Source organism: Jannaschia pohangensis, from assembly GCF_900113875.1.
GTDB classification, from domain to species: domain Bacteria; phylum Pseudomonadota; class Alphaproteobacteria; order Rhodobacterales; family Rhodobacteraceae; genus Jannaschia; species Jannaschia pohangensis.
Genome location: NZ_FORA01000001.1, coordinates 426,364 through 442,117, shown reverse-complemented (window position 1 = coordinate 442,117; position 15,754 = coordinate 426,364). Strand labels below are relative to the sequence as shown.

The window sequence follows — 15,754 nt, the reverse complement described above, 5'->3', positions numbered from 1 at the left end:
CATGAAAGACGTCCCGTCCGACCCCCTCCTGCAACCGTACCGGCTCAAGCATCTGACGTTGAAGAACCGGATCATGACGACCAGTCACGAACCGGCCTATCCCGAAGACGGCATGCCGAAGGGCCGCTATCGCGCCTATCACGCGGAGCGTGCCCGGGGCGGCGTGGCGCTGGCCATGACGGCGGGATCGGCGGCGGTCAGCCGTGACAGCCCGCCGGTCTTCAACAACATCCTGGCCTACCGCGATGATGTCGTCCCATGGATCCGGGAGCTGACGGATGCCTGCCACGAACATGGCTGCGCGGTGATGATCCAGCTCACCCATCTGGGTCGGCGGACCAACTGGAACAAGGGCGACTGGCTTCCGGCGGTCAGCCCGGGGCCGCACCGCGAACCGGCGCATCGGGCATTCCCGAAGGTCATGGAAGACTGGGACATCGCCCGCATCATCGAGGACTACGCCGATGCCGCGGCACGGATGCAGGCGGGCGGCATGGACGGGGTGGAGCTTTATGCAGGCGGTCACCTGCTGGATCAGTTCTGGTCCCCCCTGACCAACGCGCTGGACGGGCCCTACGGGGCGGATACCCTGGAAAACCGCATCCGCTTCACGCTGGACGTGCTGACCGCGATCCGCAAACGCACCGGCCCCGAGTTCATCGTCGGCGTGCGCGGCACGGCGGACGAGATGCAGAGCGGCGGCATCACCGAAGACGAGGGCATCGCCATCGCGACCATGCTGCGCGACAGCGGGATGGTCGACTTCTTCAACGTCAATCGCGGGCGCATCCACACAGACCCCGCGATGACGCAGATGATCCCCGTGGCCGGGATGCGCAGCGCCCCGCATCTGGATTTCGCGGGCGGCATTCGGGCGGCTACCGGCCTGCCGACCTTCCACGCCTCGCGCATTCAAGACGTCGCCTCCGCACGCCATGCGATTGCGGCGGGGTTGCTCGACATGGTCGGGATGACCCGCGCGCATATGGCCGACCCGCATATCGTGCAGAAGATCATCGACGGGCGCGAGGCCGAGATCCGGCCCTGCACCGGCGCGAATTACTGCCTCGACCGCATTTACCAAGGCGGCATGGCGCTCTGCATCCATAATGCGGCCACGGGACGGGAAGAGACGATGCCCCACCGGATCGCGCAAGCCGATGTGGCGCAGCGGATCGTGATCGTGGGCGCCGGGCCCGCGGGTCTGGAGGCGGCGCGGGTGGCCGCCGAACGCGGACATTCCGTCACCGTGCTTGAGGCGGCGGATGCGCCCGGCGGTCAGATCCGCCTGACGGCCCGGACGCCGCGCCGGTCGGAAATGCTGGGGATCGTGGATTGGCGGATGGCGGAATGCGAACGGATGGGCGTCGAATTTCACTTCAACACCTTCGCGGAAGCCTCTGATATCCTGTCATTGTCCCCTGACGTGGTGATCGTTGCCACGGGCGGAATGGCCCACGTGCAACTCTACGAGACCAAAGCCGACCAGCCGCATGTCATCACCAGTTGGGACATTCTGTCGGGCGACGTGGTGCCTTCGGGCGATGTGCTCATCTATGACGAGGCGGGGGATCACGCGGGCCTGCAAGCCGCCGAAGTCGCGCTCAAGGCCGGGGCGCGGGTCGAGATCATGACCCCGGACCGGACGTTCGCACCCGAAGTCATGGCGATGAACCTCGTTCCCTACATGAAGGCGTTGCAGCACGACGACGTGACCTTCACCGTCACGCAGCGCCTTGTGGGTGTGGAACGGGACGGCAACCGGCTGTGCGCCACCATCGGGACCGATTATTCGGACCGGCAGACGCGGAAGCCCTACGATCAGATCGTGGTGAACTATGGGACCATGCCGTTGGCCGACCTCTATTTCGAGCTGCGGGACATGTCGGTCAACGGCGGCGCGGTCGATCACGATGCGCTGATCGCGGGGCGGCCCCAGACGGTCCGAACCAATCCCGACGGCGCGTTTCAGTTGTTCCGGATCGGGGATGCCGTCGCCGCGCGCAACACCCATGCCGCCATCTATGATGCCTTGCGCCTTCTGAAGGACATCTAGACGGCGACCGGATTAGACCGGCGGCGCGCATTGGAATTTGTGGTGCGCGCCGCAAGGTGACACGGTTGGCCCGTGGTCCCGAATCCCCGCAGCATTTCGTCGGGAGTGGGGCTGGGACAAGACGTGGAGAAGACCCTCATGAAGTCAGCGGCAGCGCGCCTTGGCGTCGATATCGGCGGCACGTTCACCGATGTCGTGCTGGAACGGAACGGGGCGCAGGTGTCGACCAAGGTCCTGACGACCTATGCGGCGCCCGAGAATGCGATCATCGATGGGATGCATCAGGTTTGCGCCAGGGCCGGGATCACCCCCGCCGGAATCGGTCAGATCATCCACGGCACCACGCTGGCCACCAACGCCCTGATCGAACGGCGGGGGGCCAAGACCGCGCTCATCACGACCGAAGGGTTCCGCGACGTGATCGAGATGCGGACCGAAAGCCGGTTCGAGCAATACGACCTGAACCTGACCCTGCCCGAGCCGCTGCTGCCGCGGCAGATGCGGTTCACGGTGCCCGAGCGCGTGAATGCGCGGGGCGAGGTGATGATCCCGCTCGACATCGACGCCGTCGAGGCGGTGGTGGACCGCATCGCCGAAGCGGGCTTTGTGAGCGTCGCGGTCGGCCTGATCCATTCCTACCTGAACCCCGCGCACGAGCGGATGATACGCGACGTGCTGGCCCGGCGGCTGCCCGATGTCGCCGTCTCGATCTCTTCCGAGGTCAGCCCGCAGATGCGGGAATACGAGCGGTTCAACACCGTGGTCGCCAACGCCTATATCAAGCCGCTGATGGCGTCCTACCTTGGGCGGCTCGAGGCGCGGTTACAGGGTGAGGGCGTGGCCTGTCGTATCTTTCTGATGCATTCGGGCGGGGGCATCATCTCGATCCGGAATGCCGCCGATTTTCCCGTCCGACTGGTCGAAAGCGGGCCTGCGGGGGGCGCGGTCTTCGCGGCGCATATCGCGGCGCGATACGGCTTGGACAAGGTGCTGTCCTTCGACATGGGCGGGACGACGGCCAAGATCTGCCTGATCCGGAACCAGACGCCCAAGACCAGCCGGGTGTTCGAAGTCGCGCGGACGTATCGGTTCAAGAAGGGGTCGGGGATGCCGATTTCGATCCCGGTGATCGACATGGTCGAGATTGGGGCCGGGGGCGGATCGCTGGCCCATGTGGATGCGATGCGCCAGATCCGGGTCGGCCCGGAAAGCGCGGGGTCCGAACCCGGGCCCGCCTGCTATGGGCGCGGCGGTGACCGGCCCGCCGTGACCGATGCCGATCTGGTTCTGGGCAAGCTCGACCCCGGAAATTTCGCGGGCGGGTCGATGACGCTGGACATCGCGGCGTCGCGGGCGGCGCTGTCCTCCACCCTTGGCGACGTGCTGGACATGGATGCGCAGACGGCGGCCTTCGGACTGGCCGAGGTGGTAGACGAGAATATGGCCAACGCCGCCCGCGTCCATGCGGTCGAGAACGGCGAAGACCTGTCGGATTACACCATGATCGCCTTCGGCGGCGCGGCCCCCCTGCATGCCGGGCGACTGTGCGAAAAGCTGGGTGTGGCGCGGTGCCTGGTGCCGCCCGGGGCGGGCGTCGGGTCGGCCATCGGGTTCCTGCGCGCGCCCTTTTCGTTCGAGGCGAATCGATCCGTCTACATGCGGCTCAGCGATTTCGACGGCGCGCGCATCCGCGAGTTGCTGACCGAATTGCGGGACGAGGCGACGGGTTTCGTGCGCAGCTGCGACGCCGAAAGCCCGATACAGGCGGAATTCAAGGTCTACATGCGCTATTCGGGGCAGGGATGGGAAATCCCCGTCACCCTGAGCGAGGCGCAGGCGATGGCGCCCGAGGCCGCGACCTTTCTTGCGCGGTTCGAGGAAGACTATGCGCGGCTCTTCGGGCGAACGGTCAGCGGGATGGACTCGGAGATCACCGTCTGGTCGGTCAATGCGACGACACCGCCCGAAACCGTCCCGCGCACGGTGGACGGTGACGGGGACAGGGACGCGACGGGTGGTGATTGTGCGTTCTTCGACCCCGCGATTGGGGACACCGTCGCGGCCAAGCGGCATGACCGGGCCGACTTGATCGCGGGCGACAGGGTCGCGGGGCCTGCCATCATCACCGAGGCCGAAACGACCGTCATCGTCCCCTCCAGCCGGACCACGGTCCGTCAGCCGGACGGATGCCTGGACCTGAGGAGCAAGCCATGAGCCCGACCAATGTCGCCTATCAGGTCATGTGGAACCGTCTGATCTCCATCGTAGAGGAGCAGGCGCAGGCCCTGGTCCGCACCGCCTTCTCCACCAGCGTGCGCGAGGCCGGGGATCTGTCAGCCGGGGTCTATGACGACAGGGGTCGGATGCTGGCGCAGGCGGTGACGGGGACCCCGGGGCACGTCAATGCCATGGCCGATGCCGTGGCGCATTTCATCCGCCGGATCGGGCGCGGGAACATGCATCCAGGCGATGTCTACATCACCAACGACCCCTGGGAGGGGACGGGCCATCTGCACGACTTCACCGTGGTCACCCCGTCGTTCCACCACAACGTTCTGGTCGGCTTTTTCGCCTGCACCGCCCATGTGGTCGACGTGGGTGGACGCGGGTTCGGCGCGGATGCGGCTAGCGTCTATGAGGAAGGGCTTTACGTCCCCATCATGAAGTTCGCGGATCGCGGCATGGTGGACGAGACCCTGTTACGGATCGTGCGGGGCAACGTGCGGGAACCCGACCAACTGGTCGGCGACATGTATGCGCTGGCCACCTGCAACGAGATTGGACATCGGCGCCTGACCGAGATGATGACCGAGTTCGATCTGGCGGACCTTGCCGGGATCGCCGGGTTCATCTTCGACAATTCCCGGCGCGCCACACTGGACCGGATCGCCGCCCTGCCGCGCACGTCGGCCACGGGCGAGATGACGGTCGACGGCTTCGACGTGCCGATCACGCTGAAAGTCCGCGTGACGATCCACGAAGACCGGATCGTGTCGGATTTCACCGGATCGTCGGGGCTGGACAAGAAGGGGATCAACTGCCCGCTGGTCTATACCAAGGCCTATGCGTGCTATGCCCTGAAGGTCGCCATCGCGCCCGAGATCCCGAACAACCACGCCTCCCTTCTGCCGTTCGAGATCGTGGCGCCGGACAATACCATCGTGAATGCGCCGCATCCCGCGCCCGTGGCGTTGCGCCATATCGTCGGGCATTTCGTGCCGGACACGGTGTTCAACGCCTTCGACAAGATCGTTCCCGGTGTCGTGCCCGCCGAGGGGGCCGGCTGTCTGTGCAATTTCCAGATGTCGCTGCGGCCCCGGTCGGATGCGCCTGCGCCGCCGGGTGCACGGCGTGCCGAAGTGCTGACCTTCAACTCCGGCGGATCGGGCGCGCGGCCCGGGCACGACGGGCTGAACGCGACGGCCTTTCCCTCGGGCGTCATGACGATGCCGATCGAGGCGACGGAACACGCGGGCCCGGTCATCATCTGGCGCAAGGAGCTGCGCCCCGACAGCGGCGGCGTGGGCAAGACCCGGGGCGGCCTGGGGCAGTTCATGACCGTGGGCGCGATGCAGGGGTACGAGTTCGACCTCTCCGCCATGCTCGACCGGGGCGATCATCCCGCGCGCGGCACACGGGGGGGCGGCGACGGTGCGCCCACAATGATCGCGCAGGACGACGGCACCCCGATGCGGGTCAAGGGCAAGCAATTCGTGCCGCATGGCCGCAAGGTGGTGATGGCGTTCCCCGGTGGCGCCGGCTACGGCGACGCCGCCGCGCGTGACAGGGCGATGATCCGCCGTGATCTGGCGCGCGGCTATATCTCGGCCGAGGTTGCCGCCCGCGACTATGGCCTGAGCCCCGAGGATATCGCCGAGATCGAAGCGGCGGTTCGGCGGGGCGAGGCGGTCTGATACGCGGTTCTTCGCGCCCGGCGTCACCTGGTTGAAAACCGAACGCAGTCATATCGAAAAGGATGGCAAAATGACCAAAATCGCCCTGGTGACGGCCGGCGGAAGCGGGATGGGCGCGGACAGTGCCCGAGCATTGGCCGATGACGGGTTCCGTGTCGCGATCCTGTCGTCCTCGGGCAAGGGCGCGGCCCTGGCCGAGGAACTGGGCGGCGTGGGTGTGACCGGCTCGAACAGGTCCGACGACGACCTGCAGGCCCTTGTCGATGCCGCGATGCGCAAATGGGGCCGGATCGACGTGCTGGTCAATTCGGCGGGCCACGGCCCCCGCGCGCCCGTGCTGGAGCTCACCGACGCCGACTGGCATGAGGGGATGGAGGTTTATTTTCTCAACGCGGTCCGGCCTTCGCGGCTCGTCACGCCGATCATGCAGAAGCAGGGCGGTGGCGCGATCATCAACATCTCGACCTTCGCGGCGTTCGAGCCGAATGCGGTGTTCCCCACGAGTGGTGTGATGCGCGCAGGTCTCGCGGCCTTCACCAAGCTTTTCGCCGACAGATATGCGGCCGAGAACATAAGGATGAACAACGTCCTGCCCGGCTTCATCGACAGCCTGCCCGAGAAGGAGGAGTTTTGCAGCATGGTGCCAATGGGACGCTATGGCAGTTCGCGCAATGAAATCGCCAGCGTCGTGGCCTTTCTGGCGTCGCCGGGGGGTGCTTATATCACCGGACAGAACATTCGGGTGGACGGCGGCGTGACGCGATCTGTCTAGGGCGGGTCAGGTTGACTTGGCGTTCGTGAAGGTGCCGCCGGATCTTCGGCCACGGCGAACACAATCGGGGGGTGATGCGATGACGCAGGATTGGGTGGACCGGTTTCCGGGGCTGTCCCGGCTCGAGGCGCCGGTGAAGGACATGTTGCGTGCGCAGAGCAAGGTCATGTCCCTGCCGCCGGACACCACGATCTTCGGGCCCGGCAAGTCGCCCGAGAACATGCTGTTCCTGCTGGACGGGACGGTGCGGGTTCAACAGGTGTCCGACAGCGGGCACGAGATCGTCCTCTACCGCATTCATTCCGGGGAAAGCTGTGTCCTGACGACGGCCTGTCTTCTGGCCTACGACGACTATTCCGCCGAAGGCATCACCGAGACGGATGTCCAGGCCGCGGCGATCCCTCGGGCCGTCTTCGACGATCTTGTGGCGCGGTCGAAATCGTTTCGCGACTTCGTCTTCGCGGCATTTTCCAAGCGCATCACCGATCTCTTCGTGATGATCGACGAGGTGGCGTTTCAGCGGATGGATGTGCGGCTGGCCGACCGCTTGATCGAGCTTGCGGACGACGAGGGTGTCGTGGCCACGACGCATCAGAAGCTTTCGGTCGAGTTGGGGACAGCGCGGGAGGTCATCTCGCGCCAGCTTCAGGAATTCCAGCGGCGCGGCTGGATCGCGCAGAGCCGGGGGCGGGTCAATCTGATGGACAGAACCGCGCTGATGAAGCTGGCGGATCATCACGCCTAGACGGATCGCCCGCGATTGGTGACTATGTCACCGACGATCCTTCGTGCGCCAGCTATGCTTGGGGCAGTTTCAGAGGAGATCGAGACATGACTGCGAATCTTGGCACTGTCGACCGCGCCCTGCGTGCAATCCTGGGCCTGCTGCTCGTGGCGGCGCCCTTCGTGAGCGGGTTTGCGCTCTTTGCATCCACGGCGGCCACCGTCGTGTCCGTGGTCGTCGGCATCGTTCTGCTGGCGACATCGGCCATGCGGTTCTGCCCGCTCTACCGCGTTTTGGGGATCCAGACCTGCAAGATCTGACTTTGGGTTCGACCCATCCGACCATCAAGGAAAGGAGAGACAGATGAAGGTTTCAATCGACATGACGACCAAACCCGAGGTGTCCGCCCATTTCGACGAGGCCACCAATACCATATCCTATATCGTCAAGGATCCGCGCAGCGACCATTGCGCCATCATCGACAGCGTGATGGACATCGACTATGCCGCTGGCCGGATCACCTTCGACCATGCCGACGCCCTGATCGCCGAGATCGAGGCGCGGGGCCTGACGCTGGACTGGATCATCGAAACCCATGTCCACGCTGACCACCTGAGTGCCGCGCCCTATCTGCAAGAGCGTCTTGGCGGCAAGATCGGCGTGGGCGAGGGGATCAAGGTGGTGCAGGAAACCTTCGGCAAGGTCTTCAACGAAGGCACCGAGTTCCAGCGCGACGGCTCCCAGTTCGACGTGCTCTTCAAGGACGGCGATACCTACCGGATCGGCACCATGGAGGCCGTCGCGATCCACACTCCGGGCCATACCCCGGCCTGCATGGTTCATGTGATCGGGGATGCCGCCTTTGTGGGCGACACGCTCTTCATGCCCGACGGCGGGTCGGCGCGCTGCGACTTTCCGGGGGGCGACGCGGGCGATCTCTATGACAGCATCCAGAAGGTGCTGTCCCTGCCGGACGAGACGCGGCTGTTCATGTGCCACGACTACGGTCCCAATGGCCGCGCGATCCGGTGGGAAACCACGGTCGCCGAGCAGAAGCGCGAGAACATCCACGTGGGCGGCGGCAAGACCCGGGACGATTTCATCCGTTTCCGCACGGAACGGGACGCGCAACTGGCGATGCCCAAACTCATCATTCCGTCTTTGCAGGTGAACATGCGGGCCGGCGAAATCCCCACCGACAAGGACGGCAGGCAGATGCTCAAAGTCCCGGTCAACGGTCTGTAAAAACAGGAGCGAAACCATGGAGATCAAGACACTGACGCCAAAGCTTTCGGTCAGCGCGCAGATCCTGCCCGCCGACCTGAAGGCGATCAAGGAGGCCGGGTTTCGCGCCGTCATCTGCAACCGGCCGGATGGCGAGGGGGCGGATCAGCCGACCTTCGCCGAAATCGAACGCGCAGCCCGCAAGCAGGGCCTCGATGCGCACTACCAGCCGGTCGAGACCGGCAAGGTGGGCGACGCGGACGCCGAGGCCTTTGACAAGCTGATCGGTGATCTGCCAGGTCCGGTTCTGGCCTATTGCCGGTCGGGGACGCGGTCGGCGACGCTCTGGTCGCTGAGCGAGGCGAAGCGGCGCGACCTGTCCGACATCCTGACCGCGACCCGCGCCGCCGGCTACGATATGGGCGGCGTCGTGCGTCGCATCGCCAACGGGGGAAAGACACCGACACAGACCGTTGATGCCACCTATGAGATCGTGATCGTCGGGGCCGGCGCGGCCGGCATTGCCGCCGCCGCAAGCCTGAAGGCCCGCAAACCGGGCCTGGAAATCGCGATCATCGACCCCGCCGACGTGCATTATTACCAGCCGGGATGGACCATGGTCGGCGGTGGCATCTTCGAGCCCAAGGACACCTCGCGGACCATGGGATCGCTGATCCCGAAAGGCGTCCACTGGATCAAGGCCGCCGTCGCCGCCTTCGAGCCCGACAACAACGCCGTGATCCTGGATGGGTGCCGGGTGGTCAAATACGGCCGCCTGATCGTTTGTCCCGGCCTCAAGCTCGACTGGCACAAGGTGGACGGGTTGGTCGACACCCTTGGCCGCAACGGGGTCACGTCGAACTATCGCTATGACCTTGCGCCCTATACCTGGGAATTGGTCCGCAACATGCGGCAGGGCAGGGCGATCTTCACCCAACCGCCCATGCCGATCAAATGTGCGGGCGCACCGCAGAAGGCGATGTATCTGTCCTGCGACGCCTGGAAGCGGCGCGGCGTGCTCTCGGACATCGAGGTCAATTTCAACAATGCGGGCGGCGTTCTGTTTGGGGTCAAGGACTATGTCCCCGCGCTCATGAAATACGTCGAGAAATACGACGCGAACCTCAACTTTTTCCACAATCTCGTGGCCGTCGATGGACCCGCGCGCAAGGCCTGGTTCGATGTGGCCAAGCCCGATCAGCCGGTCGAGCGGGTCGAAATGGGTTTCGACATAATGCACGTCTGTCCGCCGCAGACCGCGCCCGATTTCATCCGCGTCTCGCCGCTGGCCGATGCGGCAGGCTGGATCGACGTGGATCAGGCGACCTTGCGCCACAAGACCCATGACAACGTCTGGTCCCTGGGCGACGTGATGAACGCGCCGAACGCGAAGACGGCGGCCGCGGCACGGGTGCAGGCGCCGGTGGTGGCCGAGAACATCCTGGCCGACATGCGCGGCCGGTCGCCCGTGGCGCAATACAACGGCTATGGCTCCTGCCCTCTGACGGTCGAGCGGGGCAAGATCGTCCTTGCGGAGTTCGGATATGGCGGCACGCTACTGCCCAGTTTCCCCAAGGCCCTGATCGACGGGACGAAACCGACCCGCGCCGCCTGGTTCCTCAAGGAGAAGCTGCTGCCGCCGGTCTATTGGCAGGGCATGCTCAAGGGCCGGGAATGGCTGGCCAAGCCGGAAAAGATCGCCGCCGAATAGCGCGGCGGTTCGCATGGCATGGCCTTGGCGCCATGCCCAATCGACGAGATGCACATGACGCTTTCCCGATACCTGCCCATCCTGACGTGGGGGCGGGCCTATGACAGGTCTGCCTTTGGTGGTGACCTGATCGCTGCCCTGATCGTGACGGTGATGCTGATCCCGCAATCGCTGGCCTATGCGCTGCTGGCCGGATTGCCGCCCGAGGCCGGGCTCTATGCATCGATCGCACCGATCATCCTCTATGCGTTCTTCGGAACCAGCGGGGCGTTGGCGGTCGGGCCGGTGGCTGTCGTCTCGCTGATGACGGCGGCGGCGCTTGGCAAGATCGCTGAACAGGGCACTATGGGCTATGGGGTCGCGGCCCTGACACTTGCGGGCCTGTCGGGCGTGATCCTGCTGGTGATGGGGGTGTTTCGCGTGGGGTTCCTTGCGAATTTCCTGTCCCATCCCGTCATTTCGGGGTTCATAACGGCCTCGGGGATCATCATCGCGGCCAGCCAGCTCAAGCACATCCTGGGCATCGATGCGCAGGGCCATGACCTGTTGGAACTTGGCCTGTCCCTGGCCGAACACCTGACGGAGACCAATCCCGTCACGGCGGTGATCGGGGTCTTTGCCGTGGGGTTCCTGTTCTGGGTGCGCAAGGGGCTTGGTCCGCTGCTCCGGCGGCTTGGGCTTGGCGCGGGTTTGGCTGACATTCTGGTCAAGACGGGTCCGGTGATGGTCGTCGCTGGCACCACCTATGCCGTCTGGGCCCTGTCGCTGACGGATCGGGGGGTGGATGTCGTCGGGGCGGTTCCGCGCAGCCTGCCGCCGTTGACGTTGCCGTCGGTATCGCCCGACCTGATCGGGCAACTGCTGCTGCCCGCGCTGCTGATTTCGGTCATCGGTTTCGTCGAATCCATTTCCGTTGCGCAGACCCTCGCGGCCAAGACACGCCAGCGGATCGACCCGGATCAGGAGTTGATCGGCCTTGGCGCGGCCAATGTCGGCGCGGCCTTCACCGGGGGCTTTCCGGTCACAGGTGGGTTCTCGCGTTCCGTCGTCAACTTCGACGCGGGTGCAAGGACCCCGGCCGCAGGCGCATTCACGGCTGTGGGGCTGGCGATCACGGCGCTGGCGCTAACGCCGCTGATCTTCTTTCTGCCCAAGGCGACGCTGGCCGCGACGATCATCGTGGCCGTTCTCAGCCTCGTGGACCTTTCGGTCCTCAAGCGCAGCTGGTTCTATTCCAAGGCCGATTTCGCTGCTGTTCTGACCACGATCCTTGCGACGCTGGCATTGGGCGTCGAGGTGGGGGTGTCGGCCGGCGTCGGCCTGTCCATCCTGCTGCACCTCTATCGCTCCTCGAAACCGCATATCGCGGAGGTCGGTCAGATCCCGGGAACCGAGCATTTCCGCAATGTCCTGCGCCATGACGTGATCACTGATCCGACCGTCCTGACCCTGCGCGTGGACGAAAGCCTGTACTTCGCCAATGCGCGCTTTCTGGAGGACCGGATCCAGAACCGCGTCGCGGGCGACCCGAATATCCGCCACGTCATCCTGCAATGCTCCGCCATCAACGAGATCGACATGAGCGCGCTGGAATCGCTGGAGGCGATCAACGAACGCCTGCGCGAAATGGATGTGAAGCTGCACCTGTCCGAGGTGAAGGGCCCGGTCATGGACCGGCTCGAAAAACAGGCATTCCTGCACGAGCTGACCGGCGAAATCTTCCTGTCGCAATATGATGCCGTCCGAAAGACGCGGCTGTCCCACGGAGGCGTGGGGTCGGGTCCGCCTCGCTGAATCTCCGTGTTGTCAAAGGCCCTGACACCTGCGTAGGCTGAGGCTGTCACTGGGGAGTGTGCGCCAAGAATGAAAGATCTCGGATCAGACGTCTTTCTGCGTTTCGACAACGTCAAGAAAACCTACGACCAGAAAAACCTCGTGGTCAAAGGCTTCGACATGGACGTGCAGGACGGTGAGTTCATCACCCTTCTGGGCCCCTCCGGTTCGGGCAAGACCACGGTTCTGATGATGCTGGCCGGGTTCGAGAGCGTGACCTCGGGCGACATCGCCATCGCGGGCAAGTCGATCACCCGCACCGCGCCGAACAAGCGCAACATCGGGATGGTGTTCCAGAACTACGCCCTGTTCCCCCACATGACGGTCGCCGAAAACCTGGCCTATCCGCTGACGGTGCGAAAGCTGCCCAAGCCGCAGATCAAGGCGCGGGTTGCCGAATACCTGGACCTGGTCGAGCTGTCGTCTTTCGGGAACCGCCGCCCCGGGCAGTTGTCGGGCGGTCAGCGGCAACGCGTCGCGCTGGCCCGTGCCATGATCTTCGAGCCGACGCTGATCCTGATGGACGAACCGCTTGGCGCGCTCGACAAGAACCTGCGCGAACAGATGCAGTTCGAGATCACGCGCCTGCACAAGAAGCTTGGCTTCACAGTCATCTACGTGACCCACGACCAGACCGAGGCGCTGTCGATGTCGGACCGGATCGCCGTTTTCAACGACGGCGTCGTCCAGCAATGCGCGCCCCCGTCCGAACTCTACGAGCGGCCGGTGAACGCCTTCGTCGCGGATTTCATCGGCGAGAACAACTTCGTGCCGGGCCGGGTCACCAGTCTGCAAGGCAGCACCGCCCAGGTCCAGACCGAGGGCGGGCCGCTGGTTGCGCAAGCCGCCGAAGGTCTGGTGCAGGGACAGGCCTGTCGCGTCTCGATCCGGCCCGAAAAGCTGTTCATTCCGCCGACCAGCCACGCCCATGACAACGCGCTGACGGTGCGGTTCAATACCCGCATCTATGTCGGCGATTTCATCCGCTATTACTTCAAGATGCCTGACGGGACCGACATCATCGTCAAGGTTCTCAATGACTTGTCTGCACCCGAATTTGCAGACAACGCGGAGGCGCAGCTTCTGTGGCTGGCCTCCGATTGCATCGCCTTTCCCGCAAGTTAGGCGACAAGGGACAAACCGGGGTCCTGCGAAAATCCCGAACCGACAAGGAGAGACCGATGAAGAAGAATCTGACGTTACTTGCCACCCTGGCGCTGACTGCCAGCCCCCTCGCGGCACAAGATCTCACTGTTACATCCTTCGGCGGCGCTTACGGTGCTGCGCAGAAGGAGCATATGATCGACCCCTTCGTGGCCGAGACCGGCACCAACATCCTGTTCGAGGATTACGGCGGCGGGATCGCGGAAATGAAGGCCCAGGTCGAGGCCGGCAACATCCAGTGGGACGTGGTCGACATCGAGGTGATCGACCTGGAGCGCGCCTGCGCCGAGGGCTATCTCGAAGTCATCGACCAGAGCGTCCTGCCCGCCGGGGATGACGGCGTGGCAGCCGCCGACGACTTCATCGAGGACGCGCTGGCCAACGAATGCGGCGTCGGCAACATCGTCTGGTCGGTCGTCTTCGCGGTCAACACCGAGAACGGCCCCGGACCGCAGACCATTGCCGAGTTCTTCGACACCGAGGCCTTTCCGGGCAAGCGTGGCCTGCGCAAGCGGCCGCAGGTCAACATGGAATGGGCGCTGATCGCCGATGGCGTGGCCCCCGAAGACGTCTACGAGACGCTCGCGACCGAAGAAGGGCAGGCCCGCGCCTTTGCCAAGCTCGACACGATAAAGGCCGATATCGTCTGGTACGACAGCTGGTCGCAGGCCCCCGTCCTTCTGAACGATGGCGGCGCGCAGATGGTGCAATCGGCCAACGGCCGCATCTTCGCGGCCATTCAGGACGATGGCGCTCCCTTCCAGATCGTCTGGGACAGCCATGTCTATGATCTCGACGTCTGGGCGATCATGAAGGGCACGCCGAACAAGGAAAAGGCGATGGAATTCATCCAGTTCGCCACCCGCACCGTGCCCTTGTCGGGGATGCAGGACGTGGCCTATGGCCCGACCCGCCGCTCTGCCCAGGCCCTGCTGCCCGAGAGCGTGAAGCAGGATCTGCCGACCGCGCACCTTGATGTGGGCCTGAAGGCCGACGGCATCTTCTGGGCCGATTACGGCGAGACACTGGGCGAGAAGTTCAACGAGTGGCTCTTGCAGTAACAAGGCGTCCCCTGCGCCGCCCGTCGGCGCAGGGGCTTCTGGACCCCGCGACATGACCAGCCTCGACACAGGATTGAGCCGCGCCGACGCGCAGAACGCCGCCCGCGAAGTGCGCAAGCGCAAGGTGCAGGCGTTCCTGTTCGTCGTGCCGCTCTTGGTCTTTGTCGTGCTGGCCTTTGTCGCCCCGATTGCGACGATGCTCTATCGCAGCGTCCACAACCCGACGGTCGCCAACCTCGTCCCCGAGACTTTGGCCGCGCTCTCCGACTGGTCCGGTGAAACCCTTCCAGATGACGCCGTGCTGACCCAGTTCGCGGTCGACCTGAAACGCATGGCGAACGACCGAACCTCGGGACAGATCGCAGACGAGATCAACCGCGCTTTGCCAGGCATGTCGAGCGTCGTCAAAGCCACGGCGCGCAGCCTGCGGCGGGTCGATGATGCCGACCTTGCCACCAATGGCGCGGCCCTTTTGCTGGCCGCGAACGATCGGTGGGCGGAGCCGGACACCTGGCGCGCGCTGAAGGCGGCCGGGCGTGTCTATACGGCCGACTACTACCTGACGTCTGTCGACCTTGAACATACGGCGGGCGGGGGCATCGTGCAGCGGGACACGCAGATCTACAAGAAGCTATACGTCAAGACGCTGCGCATGGCGCTGATCATCACGCTGCTCACGATCCTTCTTGGCTATCCGCTCGCCTTCTACATGGCGCATGCGTCGGACGGGCTGGCCAACTTCCTGATGGTCTTTGTCCTGCTGCCGTTCTGGACCTCGCTGTTGGTGCGGACGACGGCCTGGATCGCGCTGTTGCAGACCAACGGCGTGGTCAATTCGACCCTGATGGCCACAGGGATCACCGATGCCCCGATCGAGATGCTCTATACCGAGTTTTCGACCATCATCGCGATGACGCATATCCTGCTGCCGTTCATGGTCTTGCCGCTCTATGCGGTGATGCGGGGCATCGACAGCAGCTTCATGCGCGCCGCGATTTCAATGGGGAGCCGACCCCTCGGCGCGTGGTACAAGATCTACCTTCCCATGAGCCTGCCGGGCCTGTCTGCGGGGGCGCTTCTCGTGTTCATCATCTCGGTCGGCTACTACATCACGCCCGCCCTCGTCGGCGGCACGGACGGTCAGATGATTTCCAACATCATCGCCTTCCACATGCGCGAGTCGAACAATTGGGAACTGGCCGCCGCCCTGGGGTCGCTTCTGCTGCTGCTGATCCTTCTGCTCTATTGGCTGTTCGACCGGTTCGTCGGCACCGACAACATCAAGCTGGGATAGG

Annotated in this window: 12 protein-coding genes; all 12 read left to right on the top strand. The window is 64.6% G+C overall.

What is annotated here, in order from left to right; genetic code table 11:
- Position 1: 1 nt before the first annotated feature.
- The 12 genes from BM002_RS02110 to BM002_RS02055 all read left to right on the top strand — a co-directional run bounded on the left by BM002_RS02110 (position 2) and on the right by BM002_RS02055 (position 15,753).
- Positions 2-2,056, top strand: coding sequence for an NADH:flavin oxidoreductase (locus tag BM002_RS02110; RefSeq protein WP_092776832.1), 2,055 nt, complete (start codon positions 2-4; stop codon positions 2,054-2,056).
- Between the two features lie 138 nt (positions 2,057-2,194).
- A complete protein-coding gene (locus tag BM002_RS02105) occupies positions 2,195-4,270 on the top strand; it encodes a hydantoinase/oxoprolinase family protein (protein WP_092778650.1) in 2,076 nt (691 codons plus the stop codon).
- Positions 4,267-5,970, top strand: a complete 1,704-nt coding sequence (locus BM002_RS02100) for a hydantoinase B/oxoprolinase family protein (protein WP_092776830.1) — start codon at positions 4,267-4,269, stop codon at positions 5,968-5,970. Before BM002_RS02105 ends, BM002_RS02100 begins: the two co-directional genes overlap by 4 nt.
- A gap of 70 nt (positions 5,971-6,040) precedes the next feature.
- A complete protein-coding gene (locus tag BM002_RS02095) occupies positions 6,041-6,742 on the top strand; it encodes an SDR family oxidoreductase (protein WP_092778641.1) in 702 nt (233 codons plus the stop codon).
- Positions 6,743-6,821: 79 nt separating this feature from the next.
- Entirely contained in the window at positions 6,822-7,487 is a 666-nt protein-coding gene (locus BM002_RS02090) for a Crp/Fnr family transcriptional regulator (protein WP_092776828.1), read from the top strand.
- Positions 7,488-7,573: 86 nt separating this feature from the next.
- On the top strand, positions 7,574-7,786 hold the full coding sequence (locus tag BM002_RS02085; RefSeq protein ID WP_092776826.1) for a YgaP family membrane protein: 213 nt from the start codon (positions 7,574-7,576) through the stop codon (positions 7,784-7,786).
- Positions 7,787-7,829: 43 nt separating this feature from the next.
- Positions 7,830-8,711: an MBL fold metallo-hydrolase gene (locus tag BM002_RS02080; protein ID WP_092776824.1), complete on the top strand. Its 882-nt coding sequence runs from the start codon at positions 7,830-7,832 to the stop codon at positions 8,709-8,711.
- Between the two features lie 16 nt (positions 8,712-8,727).
- On the top strand, positions 8,728-10,401 hold the full coding sequence (locus BM002_RS02075; protein ID WP_092776822.1) for a bifunctional protein tyrosine phosphatase family protein/NAD(P)/FAD-dependent oxidoreductase: 1,674 nt from the start codon (positions 8,728-8,730) through the stop codon (positions 10,399-10,401).
- A gap of 48 nt (positions 10,402-10,449) precedes the next feature.
- On the top strand, positions 10,450-12,195 hold the full coding sequence (locus tag BM002_RS02070; protein WP_092776820.1) for a SulP family inorganic anion transporter: 1,746 nt from the start codon (positions 10,450-10,452) through the stop codon (positions 12,193-12,195).
- 69 nt (positions 12,196-12,264) lie between these two features.
- Entirely contained in the window at positions 12,265-13,359 is a 1,095-nt protein-coding gene (locus BM002_RS02065) for an ABC transporter ATP-binding protein (protein ID WP_092776818.1), read from the top strand.
- A 56-nt stretch (positions 13,360-13,415) separates the two neighbouring features.
- On the top strand, positions 13,416-14,459 hold the full coding sequence (locus tag BM002_RS02060) for an ABC transporter substrate-binding protein (RefSeq protein WP_092776816.1): 1,044 nt from the start codon (positions 13,416-13,418) through the stop codon (positions 14,457-14,459).
- Between the two features lie 52 nt (positions 14,460-14,511).
- Positions 14,512-15,753 (top strand): ABC transporter permease, encoded by a 1,242-nt coding sequence (locus tag BM002_RS02055; RefSeq protein WP_092776814.1) that lies wholly within the window; start codon positions 14,512-14,514, stop codon positions 15,751-15,753.
- Position 15,754: the final 1 nt, after the last annotated feature.